This window comes from Pedobacter glucosidilyticus (genome assembly GCF_002483235.1).
GTDB classification, from domain to species: domain Bacteria; phylum Bacteroidota; class Bacteroidia; order Sphingobacteriales; family Sphingobacteriaceae; genus Pseudopedobacter; species Pseudopedobacter glucosidilyticum_B.
This window is the reverse complement of sequence record NZ_DLHN01000028.1, coordinates 12,847-28,224: the sequence shown is the minus strand read 5'-3', so window position 1 is coordinate 28,224 and position 15,378 is coordinate 12,847. Positions and strand designations below refer to the sequence as shown.

Sequence of the window (15,378 nt, the reverse complement as noted above, 5' to 3'; positions counted from 1 at the left end):
GATTTATTTATAGAAATTATTTTGCTCTATTAAAGGGTTTTGCCTAATGATATTAAGATTGATAGGGAATAGAATATTTTCGGCGTTAACTACTATAGGGCGCTCTGTATCATTAACGATTACTTTGGTAGTAAATACTCTGCCAGTTCTTACCAAATCAAACCATCTTTTACCTTCAAAACATAGTTCTTTTTGTCTTTCTTCTAAAATAACATCATGAGCTTCATTTACGCTTAAAGCTAAAAAAGCTGCTCTTGCATTAGAACCTGTGGGTCCAGTAATATCATTATTATAATTGTTGGTTGAAGAAGCCACGCCAAAGACACGTTCTCTAACTCTTCTTAATAATGCCCAAGCACCATTTCTATCACCTTTTAATGTTAAAGCCTCGGCTCTCATCAAAATAATATCTGCTAAACGGTAAAGAATAACATTTTTATCATTAGCAGTAACCCTATCAAAAGTACCTTTAGGAAACATTTTAAATATCTGAACATCAGATTTAAAATTAGCCAGCACTCTTAAATCAGTAGGGAGAAATTTTGATGCAAATTCTGATTTGGCAAAATACTGAGCCAAACCTTCCCCACCTCCAAATAAAGAAATTAATCCTGATGTTGTACCTTCATCAAAACTAAAGGCCATTTCAAAGATAGACTCGGGACCAAATCCATCAATAAACATCTTTGCATACTCTGTATTGTCAATATCAACCTGTGGTCTTGCTAAATAATCAATAGCAGGGTCATATAAATTAGCTAATCTGTATTGCGTGTTGCTTAATATTCTTGCTGATGTAACTAAAGCGCTATCTAAATCATTTCGCCACATGTAATAATCAGTTAATATAGCATCAATTCCACCTCTTGTTAAGGTTGCTCTGGTTCTTCTGGCATCAGAACTATAGGATGTTGGTAATAAAGGTTGTGCTCTTAACAAATCTGCTACTATTTGATTGTAAACTTGTATAGTATCTGTACGAGGAGTTTTAAATGCATTAATATCACCATTACTTATAACAGGTTCTGTAATTAATGGTACTGCTCCCCAAACTTTAACCATATACAAATAACAAAGTGCTCTTAAACCTAAAGCTTGGCCCAAAACCCGGTTGTACTCAGCATCTTGATTTACATACAAACCTTTGGCCCTCATTTCTTGAACATTTTTGATAATAAGGTTAGCTTGACCTATAACACGATAGAAATTTGTCCAATCGGTTAAACCTAAATCAGGGTTGAGGGTGTTATTTTGTAATGCTAGAGTAGTTACATTATCAGGTCTGGTAACCTCTAAAATATCAGCTCTTGCTTCACCATAACTGATAAACTCTGTATTTAAGGTAGATTGCAACCTGAAATATGCACCACTTAAAGCTGCACTAGCTTGTGCGGGCTCGTTCCAAAAATTATCATAAGTATATTCTGTAAGTGGATCTTTATCTAAAACCGAGTTACAAGAGGCAAATACAACTAAAAAGCTGATTGCTATGAGAATATGTTGAATTTTAGTTTTCATATAATTAAAATTTAACGTTTAAAGACAGGTTATAAGAACGAGTTTTTGGAAAAGCACCATTATCAATACCAAAGCCTAATGGATTAGCGCCAGAACTTACCTCGGGGTCGTAACCAGTATAGCTTCCTAGGGTTAAAAGATTTTGTACGTTTATACCAATATTAGCATTGGTTAAACCCAATTTGCTGATTGTTTTTGCAGGTAAACTATAAGATAATGCCACATTTTGGAATCTGATAAAAGAACCATCTTCAACAAATCTGCTGCTGATAGCATAACTTTGCATACGATCTCCTTTAACCAATCTTGGTATATCGGTTACATCTCCTTGCTGTCTCCATCTTCTTAATTGTTTATCAGAATAGTTAGGGTCAAATTGGTTACTATCCTGATTTCTGTTTAATTGATTGAATATTTGGTTACCAAAAACATAATTCACAAATACACTAAATGTAAAGCGTTTGTAAGCAAAAGTATTTTGCAAACCGCCAAATGCTCTAGGTGTTGGATTACCAATAATTTGTAAATCATTGATATCTATAATTCCATCGTCGTTGATGTCTTCATAAATTACATCCCCACCTTTGTAAATATCACCATCAGCAGAACCTCTTCTGTATTGCGAAGAAACACCATTTGCATCTATATAAACATTATCTTCATCCCTAGCATAAATACCTAAAGCTCTAAATCCGTAGAAAACACCAACTGCTTCGCCAACTCTTGCTAAACTAAAAGGATTTGGACGGTAATCTTCTCCACCAGGTAAAGATGTTACCCTATTTCTATTAGTACCCAAGGTAAATGAAGAAGACCATCTAAAGGCTTTGTCTATGATAATTCCATCAACACTTAACTCAAAACCTTGATTACTTAAGCTTCCAAAGTTGAAAGGAATAATGCTGTAACCTGTTTGTGAAGGTATTTGTACGTTAAATAGTAAATCGTCGCTGTTTTTGGTATAATAATCGGCTGTAAGATTTAATCTTCCTTTAAGGAAAGATAAATCAACCCCTAAGTCAAACTGCTTTGTGGTTTCCCATCTTAAATCATTATTACCCAAAGCATCAGCAACCAAAGAAAGTTCACCTAAATAAGAGCCTGCTCTTGTAATAGCTCCTTGAGAAGCATAATTACCAATACTTTGATTTCCAGTGATACCATAACTAGCTCTAATTTTTCCATCATAAAGCCATTTATAGTTCTTCATGAATGATTCTTGAGAAAATCTCCATCCACCAGATAAAGAAGGGAAATAAGCATTTTGATAGCGCTCGCCAAACCTTGAAGAACCATCTCTACGCATGATAAAGGAGAATAAATACTTTCCTTTATAATTATAATTAGCCCTAGTAAAATAAGAAAGTAATACGTTTTGCTGCTCGCTTTGGCTAAAGTTTGCTATACTAGCAGAACCACTAATAGAAGTTATTTGATTATCAATATTTCCGATACCTCTTACGAAAGTAGCATTGGAATTAAATATTTGATAAGACTGCCCTAATAATAAACTTAAGCTATGGTCTTTTTTAATTTTAGTGCTATAAGATAAAGTATTAACATTTTCAAACATGGTTCTTAGCTCGGGACGGTAATCACTAAAAACAGATCTGCCTGAAGAGTTAGTTGCCAAAATTGGGGGCGAGTAATAAAATGCCTCTGTATTACTAAAATCTAAGGCTATACTACTTTTAAATTCTAATGCTTTAGTAATATTAGCACCAACTTCTTGCTTTCCAATTAATCTCCAACGTTTAATATCATTGGTAACAAATTGTGCTTGTGCTAAAGGGTTGGTTTTAGAAGCCTCAAATAAAGGAATAATATTACCTGTTATAGGGTCATAAGGAGCATAAACAGGCATGGTAGTTAAATACCTTGAGATAATGCTATTATCCTGTCTATTATACCCATAATTAGAAAGATTAAAAGTTGTAGAACCTTTTATAGCATTACTGATTTTGTAATTTACTTTAGCATTACCAAAAATTTGGTTGTATTTAGTTTCTACAACTATGGGTGCTAAATCTCTAAAACCTGCACTTATGTAATAGTCAACGTTTTTCTCTTTTGAGCTACCACTAACGCTAAAATCTAGCTTTTGCTGATAAGTTTCGCGGTACATGATGTCTTGCCAATTAAATGAATTTCTAAAGTATGGATGTAAAGAATCATATAATGGAACCCTATTAGGAGGCAAACCTGTTGCGTTTAAATTGGCTTCGTAGTTAGCTTCTCTAAATTGTGCAGCATTAAGATTTCCAATTTTTCTGGATATACTTACCAAACCACTGTTATAAGCAAAGTTTATAACTGGCTTGCCTGCAGCACCTTTTTTGGTAGTGATGATGATAACGCCATTAGATGCTCTTGCCCCATAAATAGAGGCTGTACCAGCATCACGTAGAACCTCTATAGATTCTATATCTGCCGGGTTAATATCATTTAAAGGACTAAAAGAAGCTCCATCGTTTAATGATTCAAAAGCATCATTATTAACTGCAACTCCATCAATAATGTATAAAGGTTGGCTAGCTCCGTTAATAGAAGAAACACCTCTTAAAGTTATATTAGCACCCGCACCAGGCTCGCCAGAATTGGTGGTAATTTGTAAACCAGCTATTCTTCCTTGTAAACTAGTATTGATAGAACCACCAGCAAATTGATCTATTTGATCTGCCTTGATAGAACTAACCGAGCCGGTTAGCTCTCTTTTTGTTTGTGTACCATAACCAATAACTACAACTTCATCCAAATCTTTAAAAGACTCTTTTAATTGTATATTGATATTTCTTTGATTACCAACTACTTTTTCTTGGGTTTCAAACCCTAAATAAGAAAATATTAAGGTTGCATTATCTGTTGTTATATTGATATTATAACTGCCATCAATATCTGTTAAAACGGTGCTATTTATATTTTTTACTTTTACTGCAACACCTGGCAGGGGTTCTCCTTTAACATCAGTAACAATACCTTTAATAGGAATTTTAGTTTGTGAAAATGCATTTGTACAGAGCAAACACATGAAAACAAAAACTCCTAAAAGACGGGGTATCCCGTAGTTTTGATAAAATTGTTTCATATCATTAATTTAAATTGGTTAGTAAAGAGATTAAGATGCTCTTAGTTCAATATCATTAAATCAATCCTAAATCAAAAAAGAATTAAGACTGTGGTTTAATAAATTGGTTTAGCTTATACTATTAAATGAAAGAAAAGAAACATAACAAGAATTAATGATGCAGCTACTAACAATAATTTTATTTGATTCTTTTCCATAATTTCTTTTAGCACTCAGCTAAAACAAATGTATTATGGCTCTTTATTTTCTTTCCAATACTAATCTTACACATTAGCCATACAAATCTTTCAGAGTTTCAAAAACCTTTGTTTTGAGAGATTAAAGTCCATGATTCTAAAAAAAGCTAAAAGATTTAAGAGGTAGATATGCATGATTTGAAGGGGTTAATATCTTTCTAATTGATATAGCTTGCAGTATTAATTCTTTTAAGTGTACAACACATTTAATAAACCAATTTAAATCAATTATGAATATGAGAAATTCGCTCACCCTATCCTATCTTTTACTATTTAATTTATTTGTTGGTGCTGCATGCAGTAAGACAGCTAAGCAACAAATAGTAGAAGAATTGCCAGCCAACGGAAACACCAACTATTATGTAGACGCCATTAACGGCGATGACAAAAACAATGGTCGGTCTAAAAACACTCCTTGGAAAACACTTTACAATGTTAATATAAGAACCTACAAGCCCGGAGATTCTATTTTACTTAAAAGTGGTTCTACTTGGGAGAGCAGACTTGTTTTAAAAGGATCTGGTAAAGAGGGCTCTCCTATTGTTTTATCATCGTATGGTGAAGGTGCAAAGCCTCATATCATGGGAAATGGAAAAGTAAACCAAGTAATATTGTTAGACAATGTTGATTTTTGGAAAATAAACAATATTGAAATAAGTAACAAAACCACCGTTATTGGAAATAGAACAGGTATTTTAATACAAGCTTTACAACCAGGAGAAAAAAAGCATTTCCATATCACTAATAATTACATACATGATATTATGGGCGATTATTCTTTTGAAATGAAGGGTAAAAACACCGGAGGTATAGGTATTATTGGTGGCCCCGACACCAAAATAGATAATATCTTAATTGAAAATAACGAAATAGGTAATATTAACCGAGTAGGTATTTTCACTAATTTAACTGATGCAAAAAAAGCTACCCGAGGTAACCGACCTATCACTAATTTGATTATCAGGAATAATAAAATTCATCATTGTGCTGGTGATGGCGTTATTGTACGTTACGCTTACCGCCCGGTCATATCACACAATATAGCTTATGAAAACCACAATGCTCCGGAAAACTTGGTAGACCATGGCGTTGCTTTATGGTGTAGAAGTACTGATGAAGCTTTATTTGAATACAATGAAGTTTACAATACCAGAGGCAGTATGGATGGGCAAGCTTTTGATGCTGATTTAGATAGTTATAGAACCATCGTTCAGTACAATTACAGCTATCATAATGAAGGTGGTTTCATGTTGGTTTATGGCTCATCTAGCGAAGCCATTGTAAGATATAACATCAGTGTAAACGACGGAAAAAAAGGTAACCATATTTTTGATTTTCCTGTTTGGACAAATCCTAGAGGTTCTGGTATATTCCATAATAACACCATTATACTTGCAGAAGGTAGTAGCCCTGTAATTGCTGATGAAGCTTTGGAAACAGCCAGATTTTACAATAATATTTTTTACAATGCTGGTAGTGGTAAATTGGTTGTAAAATCAGGAGGTAGAACAGCACTTTTTAATAATAATGCCTATTGGGGATATCATATAGCTGATTTAACAGAGACTAATCCTACAACTACAAACCCTATGATTATTGCTCCACTTACCATAAATGCTGGTATTAATAACACTAATAACTTTAAATTAGACGGAAATAGTCCATTAATCAACAAAGGTGTTGGTGTAAAAAATATAGAGCAACAAAATTATTGGCTGCCAGATGAAGGTTTAAAAGATTTTGCTGGCAAAACCATCGTGAATTATAATTTCATGGGTGCTTTTGCAGATTAATTTTCTATCATTCTGGAAGTATAATCTTTAGGATTTACGCCAAATTGCTCTTTAAAACATTTTCTAAAATAATCGAGGTTGCTGAAACCTGTATGATAGGCAACCTCGTTTACATTAAACTTCTTTTGTGCTAGCATTTGGGCAGCAATATTTAACCTTACACTTCTAATAAACTCGTTGGTATTTTGGTTGGTTAATGCCTTTAGTTTACGATAAAGTGTGGTTTTGCTCATCCCAACTTCTTTGCTTAGCTCTTCTACACTTAAAGTAGGTTCGGTAATATTTTCTTCAATAAACTTAATTGCCTTTTCTAAAAACTTTTCATCAGGTGATGTTATAGCTAGTTGAGCGGGCTGCATATCTACCTTTTTGATATATTTTTCTTTAAGTTTTATTCTAGATTCCAGCAAATTCCACATCCTCATTTCCAAGTATTTCAAATTAAAAGGTTTGGTGATATAATCATCAGCTCCGGTTTCAAGACCTTCTATTTTGTATAGAAGTGGTTCTCTGGCAGTAAGTAAAATCACCGGGATATGGCTTGTTCTAACATCAGATTTCAACTTCACACAAAGTTCTGTCCCGATCATGTTTGGCATCATCACATCACTTATAATAATATCAGGGATGAGTTGTGTAGCAAGTATCCAACCTTTTTCGCCGTCTTCCGCTTTATAAACATTAAAATCATCGTTAAAATGATTACTCATAAAGTTCATCACCTCTTCGTTATCTTCTATCAACAGTAAAATCAGTTTTTCTTTACCTGCTGCTTTTAAAACTATTTCTCTGCGTTCTTTAATTTTATTTTTGATGACTGTGTTTTCCTCAAACTCATAGGCATTAATATCTTCGCTATTATTATAATCTGTAACAATATCCTCATCATTAAAGTGATTTTTACCTAAAGGAAGTTGTATTTTAAACTGTGTTAAACCGCATTCATCTAAGAAAGCAGCTTTACTTTCAACCTCAATTTTTCCGTGATGAAGCTCTACCAATTCTTTAGAGAAAGATAAGCCTAAACCTGTTCCTTCTTGATTTTTCCCTTGTGTATTGAAATATTGAAATTGATTAAAAATTTTATGGATATTATCAGCAGATATACCTATTCCATTATCCTCAACAACAACAACAAGTTTATTTTCATCTTTTAAAGACTCATCATCTATAATAACATGAACATAACCGCCTTTATTGGTAAACTTTAACGCATTAGAAATTAAGTTAAAAATGATTTTCTCCATTTTATCTTTATCAAACCAAAGTTTAATGCTGTTTTTGTTTGTCATAAGCTTTAAGGTAATATCCTTACTAAGGGCGTAAGATTGAAAAGCTGCTATAACTTCATTTAGAAACTTAACTATATTACCTTCAGACACTTGCAAGTTCATACTTCCAGCATCAAATTTTCTATAATCAAGAATCTGGTTGGTTATACGCATCAATCTTTCTCCATTACGTTGTATAATTTGTAGCTGATTTTGAACCTTATTATCTAAGCTATCAGAAGAAAGCATTTTCTCTATAGGTGATAAAATTAAAGTTAAAGGCGTTTTAATTTCATGAGAGATATGTGTAAAAAAAGATAATTTTCTTTGAGCCAATTCCTGATCTTTTTCGTGACTCATTTGCTCAAAATCAAGTTCGTTTTTAAGCCTGATGGTTTTGTAAGAGAAATAATAGAAAGAGTATAATAAGCTTGAGAAAACCGTAAGATAGATTAAATATGCCCACCATGTTTTATACCAGGGAGGCAATATCTTAATTTTTATTGTTGCTGGGTTTACATTCCAAACATCATCATTATTAGATGCCATAACCATAAAGGTGTAAGTGCCGGCATTTAAATTGGTAAAACTTACTGTACGTTGGTTACCTATTTCTTGCCATTCATCATTAGAGAAACCTTCTAACCTATATTTGTATTTATTTTTATTGGGGTTTACAAAATTTAAAGCAGCAAATTTTATGGTGATGTTTGATTGCTCGAAGGGCAAAGTTATTTCTCTTAATACGTTAATATGTTCTTTTATAGGAGCGTCTTCATCTTTAATATTTATAGGTTTATTATCAATATAAAAATCTGTAAAAGCTATATGGGGAATGTGTTTGTTTTGAATCAATTTTTGGGGATTAAAAATTGTTAATCCATCAATACCACCAAAAATAAGTTCGCCCTGTCGTGTTTTTGCCGTAGAACCAGACAGGAATTGATTACTCTGTAAGCCATCTGTAATGGTATAATGTTTTATAGATTCGATTTTAGGAATACGCCGCTTACTAAAGCTAATCACGTTAATTCCTTTATTACTACTTATCCAAAGTCTACCTTGTTTATCTTCATTTATAGCTCTAATCACATTATTAGCTAAGCCATCTTTCTCTGTAAACGAGCCAAATTTTTTACTTGAGTTATCAAAAACATTCAACCCTCCTCCTCTGGTTGCAATCCATAAACGGTCTTTACTATCTATAAATAAACTGGTGATATTGTTATTATTTAATCCTTGTTTTTGTTGAGGGTGACTTACATATCTGCTAAACTTTCCGCTTGTTTTATCATAATAATTAACACCTTGTAAAGTACCTATCCATAAATTGCCTTTCTTATCTTTTATAATAGAACTGATATGATTTCCGCTAATACTATTAACGTTTGAACTGCTATTTACAAAAACCTTTAAACCCTTAACAGGATGATAATATAATAATCCACCGCCGTTAGTACCTAACCATACCCCGCCATAATCAGCCAAAACACTGTAAACCTGACTTCTTCCTGAAACTTTTTCAGGATTTATACTAATCGGATTAAAACTTTTAGATGTAGTATTAAAGTAATATAAGCCATCAAAAGCACCTACCCAAAGGTTACCTTTTTCATCCTTTGATAAAGATTTTATCAAGTTTTCTGATAATTCTAAGCTATTTCTTTTAAGACTAAAAACGCTAAATTCTTCTTTTGATTTATTCAGATAATTAATTCCTCCGCCTTCTGTCCCAATCCATAAACCACCATTTTCTTCGGTTAATATAGCACTAACTACCGGGTTATTTAAGCCGCGAGTATTCCCTAATTGCTCACCAATCTTTAAGAAATTAGTGCTTGAAGGATTGTAAACATTTACACCTCCAGCAAAAGTTCCTATCCATATACTACCCGCTTTATCCCGCATAATCTTTAATACAGAACGATGAGATAAACTCTCTGGATTATATTTATTGTGGGTATAGGTATAAAATTGTTGTGTATCTAAATAAAAAATACAAAGTCCTTTTCTGGTAGCTATCCAAACTTTATAATCATCATAAAAGAAAATATCTCTCACCACATTTATAGGTAAGCTTTTACTATCAGCAGGGTTGTGGGAGTAGTTTCTACAAATTTTTGTGGTTATATCATAAACAAATAAACCAGCTTGTTCTGAACCTAGCCAAATATTCCCTTTCTTATCTTGCTTAATAACTCTTATATCTCCAGGAAAACTTTTTAGTTTCTCTTGAAGAGAAGAAGGTATAGCTACCACGCTTTGCTTCTTGCTATGATAACATAGAAGCGTTTGTTTTAAGCTTATCCAAAGTATACCATCTTGATCTCTCAATAAAGTTTGTATCTTAAATTTATCTGTTTTTTGGGTTATCAGGTTATTTTCTAATTGCTTAGTTTTTAAGTTTAATAATTTTAATCCATCAAAAGTTGCTAACCACAATTTGTTATTTTCAGCTTCTACAATTGCGGTTATATAATTTACCAGTTGTAAATTTTTACTATTTGAAGATGGAATACTGATATTTTCAAAATCTTCTGTATCACGATTATAAATGGATAAGCCACCAGCAGATCCTATAATTAAACGATGATTTTTATCTTCTAAAATAACATTTACCTGGTTATTGATTAAACTTTTACGATCTGCCGGATCATTTTTAAAAACTTTAAATTCATACCCATCAAATCTATTCAATCCGTCTTCTGTACCTATCCAAATAAAGCCACTAGCATCTTGATAAACGCTAAAAACAGTATTCTGAGATAAACCTTCGTTAATAGTTAAATGCTTAAAAATAGGTTCTTCATGCTGAGCATATAAAGAAATAGAATGTAAGAAATTAAATAAAATTAAACAGCACAACATCTTAAATAAAGCGTTGCAAGACTGTAGTTTTTTCAAGAGAGTTACACTAAAATAATAAGACATTAAAAATTCAATTTTAGATATTTTTATTCTTATGATGTTTGAGGGTTAAGCCTAAAATTGGTTAATCAGCTTAATTTAAATATTTAAATTAGAATAGGAAACAAAAGCAATATCTTTTTATTACGATAAATCTTATTTTTAACAAAGAAATAAATTTAAAATCTCATAAAAATTTGTGTTGATTTTAAATGAGTAATGCCCGGGCAATAGCCGAGCATTAAACACCAATTAACTATAATAAACCATTAACCTTCATTCTCTTTAGCTGTTTTATTAGGCTCTTTCATGATATTGTAGGGTTCGTCCATTGCCTGTACTTGTATTTTTATTGTAGTAGCTAAACCTTTGATAGCTTCTGCTGGTGCTTGTATCACTAAACCTTTTTCAGTCTGTGTCCATTTTATTTTTTCATCTGAACCAATAAAAGAAACATTTCTTACACGCTCTATTTTAGGTAATTGGTCTTTAGCAAATGATTTTAAAATAACTTCTTGTCCTGCGCCTAATTCGCCCAATAAAGTAGCATAAATAACACCTGTTTTTGTGGTATATCTAACATCTTTAGCAGAGTACTTTACTTTCAAAAACGCTTCTCTATTCTCGAAATGACCTTCTGGCTCTTTGGTAGGTCCTTCGCCATAGGTATACCAAGGTCTGGTATTATAAATGGCTTCTCCGTTGGTTTTTAACCACTTACCAACACCCAATAAAACTTCTCTTTGATTTTCTGGAATATCTCCAGAAGGTGTAGGTGCTATATTTAATAACAATACGCCATTCTTGCTTACCACATCAATAAGGATATGAAGAATATCTGGTAAACTTTTGATTTGTAGGTTTGTAGTATAACTCCAATCTTTTATACCAATGGTTTCATCAGTCATCCAGGTTTTAGCTTCTAACCTATTTTTTCTTGATTTTTCTAAATCATCAACACTCATTTCTAGCGGTAAATCTCTTTGCTTTCTCACAATTACCACTTCCTGGTTTTTCTTTTTAGCATGATTTAAATAATAAGCAGCCATTTTTAAACGGTAAGCTTCTGGTATCATGTGTAACCATCCATCAAACCATAAAATATCTGGATTATATTTATCAACCACTTCTTTAATTTTACCAAACCACTGATTTTCTAACCATTCTTTTTCAGGGATATTGCCATAAAGTAACCTCAACTTAGGGTCTGTAGACGTGGTTGGCATGCCTTTAAAAAATGGGAAATGGCTCTCCCAAAATTTTTCATAGTTTTTCTTATTACTAAACTCTTCATTGGGCTTATCTACATAGCGTTGTAATTGCCTTTCATGATGAAAAGTGGTAATAAATTTCATGTCCAATTTTCTGATGGCCTTCTCCAATTCTCCAGTAATATCCTTTTTGGGCCCCATATCTTTAGCGTTCCAAGGTGTTAATTTACTGTCCCACATAGCAAAACCATCATGATGTTCTGCCACCGGTCCTGCAAACTGTGCCCCCGCATCTTTAAATAGCTGTGCCCATTCTTGAGCATTAAAATTCTCGGCCTTAAAAAGCGGAACTAAATCATGATAACCAAATTTAGCTGGGTCTCCATATTTTTCTTTATGGAAATTATATTCTGCCATTCCTGGGATAAACATATTCCGCGGATACCAAGTACTAAAACCAGGAACCGAATAAACTCCCCAATGGAAATAAATACCAAATTTTGCATCATTAAACCACTCTGGCGCTTCTTGATGTTTGTTTATAGACTCCCAGTTTTCTTCATAAGGTTTTACCTTTTGCGCATAAACTCCAGTAGTTAAAATTACAGCGGTAATGAATACAGAAATACCCTTTCTTAAGGATATAGAATATTTACTTATCAACATTTTTGTAAAGAATGATTTATATTAGGTTTATCCAAAACTACAAATAGCACATTTATTTAAGCACTACAATTCTTTTAAATAAACCTTGTAAATCTTTCATCATTTAATTTTAACACTAAATCTTAAATATTTACTTTAGCATATAAACCAATCCAATTATAAAAATTGAAAATATTTAAAAACTTAACAGCATTAGTTTTAATTGCTATTGTTGCTGGTATTTTAACAGGCTTATTTTTTCCTGAATTTGCTGATACCGCCCGGATATTGAGCGAAACATTTATTAACATGATTAAGATGGTGATAGCGCCTATCATTTTCTTTACCATTGTGTTGGGTATTGCCAGCATGGGCGATATGAAAAAAGTTGGTCGTGTTGGTGGTAAGGCATTACTTTACTTTGAGGTTGTTACCACATTTGCCCTTTTCTTTGGACTTTTTATTGTGAATTGGGTTAAACCCGGAGATGGTTTTGCCTTTAATAGTACTACCAATGAAAAAGTAAACCAATATGTTGAAACCGCCGAAGGCATTAAATGGCTAGAGTTTTTTACCCATATAGTGCCTTCTAATGTTATTAATGCTTTTGCTGAGGGCGATATTTTACAAGTACTTTTCTTTTCCATTTTGTTTGGTTTGGCTTTAACACAGATGGGTACAAGTGGGCAAAGTTTACTATTAACTTTCGATAGGCTTTCTAAGGTGTTTTTCAATATCATGAAATTTATCATGAAACTGGCTCCGGTTGGTGCTTTTGGCGGAATGGCTTATACCATTGGAACGTATGGACTAGAAGCATTAATGCCTTTGGGAAAACTGATGGTATCTGTTTATGCCACTATGGCTTTGTTCATTTTCATAGCACTAAACCTGATTTGCTACTTCTATAAATTTAGTTTGTGGCAATATTTGAAGTTCATCAGACAAGAAATTCTCATCGTTTTAGGTACTTCTTCATCAGAATCTGTATTGCCAAATATGTTAGATAAAATGGAACGTTTTGGCTGTTCTAAATCTGTAGTAGGTTTGGTTATCCCTACTGGTTATTCTTTTAATTTAGATGGAACAACCATTTACTTGGTGATGTGTACCGTTTTCCTAGCTCAAGTATTTGGTGTTGATTTAAGTTTTACGCAGCAACTTACCATCATCGGAATTTTAATGATTACCAGTAAAGGTGCTGCCGGAGTTACAGGAAGTGGCTTTATCGTCTTAGCTTCTACTTTAACAGCTTTAAAAGTTATCCCAACAGAAGGTTTAGCTATTCTTCTTGGTGTTGATAGGTTTATGAGCGAGGCAAGATCCATCACCAACTTAATTGGTAATGGCGTGGCTGCTATTGTGGTTGCTAAAAGTGAAAAAGAATTTGATGAAGAAAAAAATAAACTGGCTTTAGCCGAGCAGAATTAATCATTTAATTATTGATACTTCCAGGATGATACTGATAAACTACCTGGAAGTTTTGATGCTGAAACTCCGGAGCTATTTGACCAATTTTTAAGTCTTTTTTCTGCGGAGTAGGCTCGCAAACGCTATATTTTTCTCCTTTATATTCTATGGCTTCCCCAATAGGTTTATCAAATTTTACAGCCATGGTAATATGCGAAGGATACAATAAGGCTATCATAGGTAAATTATAAATCTCTTTTACCAGATAAAAAAATAAGGCTACCCTATCATCGCAATCGCTATATTCTTGAAACAAGGTTTGCTCTGGCGATAAACGTTTTTCTTTACCAAAATTTTGCTCATCGTTTTCGTATAAAAAAGCATTTCTGGTAAATCTCATCAAATAATCAACACCTTTCTTTTGGCTCATTCCTTTTAAATTATGCTTTAAATATGGAATTAAAGAACTATAGGTTTCTCTGCTTAAAGGGATATTAAAATAAGATTCAAAAGTAACACCCGGATAGTTTTTAAAAATAGCCTGAATATCGGCGTTAAGCTTTATTTTAAAATGATATGCTTTTTGTCTGTAATTAAAAGCCAATTGTTTTTCACGATAATCTTCTGGCTTAAAATCTGGTATTTGCGTTACCTTATAAGAAAAGGCTTTAGTAGCTTCGGGTACATTTAATTTTACAGGGATGATTTTATCTTTTGCATAATCAGCATATTTATAATCATGAAAATTTAAACACATCATTTGCTTACCACCCTCTAAATAATAAGGTATATCAGCTATGTCTTCATCACTCCAAACATAAAATAACAATTGGCTGGGGCCAATGGCTAATTTAGTATCATAACCAGATTTTGCCAGTAAAAACCATTTATACAGCGTATAACGTTCGTAATTATCTTCTTTTGGACTTATTTGTTGCGCTGTTTTCCTAATTAATTGATAATAAAACCAATCGTTCAACTGCTTTTTTTCTTTGTATTGTGTTAAAGTTTGGATAATAGGTTGATAATTACCTTCGTTTAAACGATTGTAAAACTGAATAATAGATGCTGAAGAGAGCCCATCGTTAAAAGGAATATCAACAGATGCATCTGTTGAGAAATTAAAGGTTTCATCATAAAACTGAAAGGCAAAATTTTGTGCTTTTACCTCTTGTTGCAAAAGAGATAAAAACATCAAAAAGAAGACAGAAATGCAATTTCTTGTAAAGCCTTTCATGACGTGTTAATAATTTGGTTATTTTAAATTTACATAAAATTAACATCAAATTCATGTCATGGGTT

At 32.7% G+C, this 15,378-nt stretch carries 7 protein-coding genes; 2 read left to right on the top strand and 5 right to left on the bottom strand.

Features of this window, described 5'->3' with window-relative positions:
• Window positions 1-3: 3 nt before the first annotated feature.
• Both B2745_RS12505 and B2745_RS12500 read right to left on the bottom strand, forming a co-directional pair.
• The gene (locus B2745_RS12505) at window positions 4-1,518 is read right to left on the bottom strand and encodes a RagB/SusD family nutrient uptake outer membrane protein (RefSeq protein WP_304067137.1); all 1,515 of its coding nucleotides are present in this window, start codon (window positions 1,516-1,518) and stop codon (window positions 4-6) included.
• A gap of 4 nt (window positions 1,519-1,522) precedes the next feature.
• On the bottom strand, window positions 1,523-4,603 hold the full coding sequence (locus B2745_RS12500) for a SusC/RagA family TonB-linked outer membrane protein (RefSeq protein WP_304067134.1): 3,081 nt from the start codon (window positions 4,601-4,603) through the stop codon (window positions 1,523-1,525).
• Window positions 4,604-5,075: 472 nt separating this feature from the next.
• Here B2745_RS12500 and B2745_RS12495 point away from each other — a divergent pair, with 472 nt between their 5' ends.
• Window positions 5,076-6,632, top strand: coding sequence for a right-handed parallel beta-helix repeat-containing protein (locus tag B2745_RS12495; RefSeq protein ID WP_304067133.1), 1,557 nt, complete (start codon window positions 5,076-5,078; stop codon window positions 6,630-6,632).
• Here B2745_RS12495 and B2745_RS12490 read toward each other — a convergent pair.
• Together B2745_RS12490 and B2745_RS12485 are read right to left on the bottom strand one after the other, a co-directional pair.
• The gene (locus tag B2745_RS12490) at window positions 6,629-10,807 is read right to left on the bottom strand and encodes a hybrid sensor histidine kinase/response regulator transcription factor (RefSeq protein ID WP_304067130.1); all 4,179 of its coding nucleotides are present in this window, start codon (window positions 10,805-10,807) and stop codon (window positions 6,629-6,631) included. The genes B2745_RS12495 and B2745_RS12490 overlap by 4 nt on opposite strands.
• Window positions 10,808-11,079: 272 nt before the next feature.
• Entirely contained in the window at window positions 11,080-12,687 is a 1,608-nt protein-coding gene (locus B2745_RS12485) for an alpha-L-fucosidase (protein WP_304067127.1), read from the bottom strand.
• 165 nt (window positions 12,688-12,852) lie between these two features.
• On the opposite strand from B2745_RS12485, the gene dctA reads away from it, so the two are divergent.
• Window positions 12,853-14,097, top strand: a complete 1,245-nt coding sequence (gene dctA, locus B2745_RS12480; RefSeq protein WP_304067124.1) for a C4-dicarboxylate transporter DctA — start codon at window positions 12,853-12,855, stop codon at window positions 14,095-14,097.
• 4 nt (window positions 14,098-14,101) lie between these two features.
• On the opposite strand, the gene B2745_RS12475 is transcribed toward dctA, so the two are convergent.
• A complete protein-coding gene (locus B2745_RS12475) occupies window positions 14,102-15,313 on the bottom strand; it encodes a hypothetical protein (protein ID WP_304067122.1) in 1,212 nt (403 codons plus the stop codon).
• Window positions 15,314-15,378: the final 65 nt, after the last annotated feature.

Bases quoted from the DNA above. Each gene is read 5' to 3' on its own strand.
- B2745_RS12495 (WP_304067133.1), top strand. From the start codon at position 5,076: ATGAGAAATTCGCTCACCCTATCCTATCTTTTACTATTTAATTTATTT.
- B2745_RS12505 (WP_304067137.1), bottom strand. From the start codon at position 1,518: ATGAAAACTAAAATTCAACATATTCTCATAGCAATCAGCTTTTTAGTT.
- B2745_RS12500 (WP_304067134.1), bottom strand. From the start codon at position 4,603: ATGAAACAATTTTATCAAAACTACGGGATACCCCGTCTTTTAGGAGTT.
- B2745_RS12485 (WP_304067127.1), bottom strand. From the start codon at position 12,687: ATGTTGATAAGTAAATATTCTATATCCTTAAGAAAGGGTATTTCTGTA.
- B2745_RS12475 (WP_304067122.1), bottom strand. From the start codon at position 15,313: ATGAAAGGCTTTACAAGAAATTGCATTTCTGTCTTCTTTTTGATGTTT.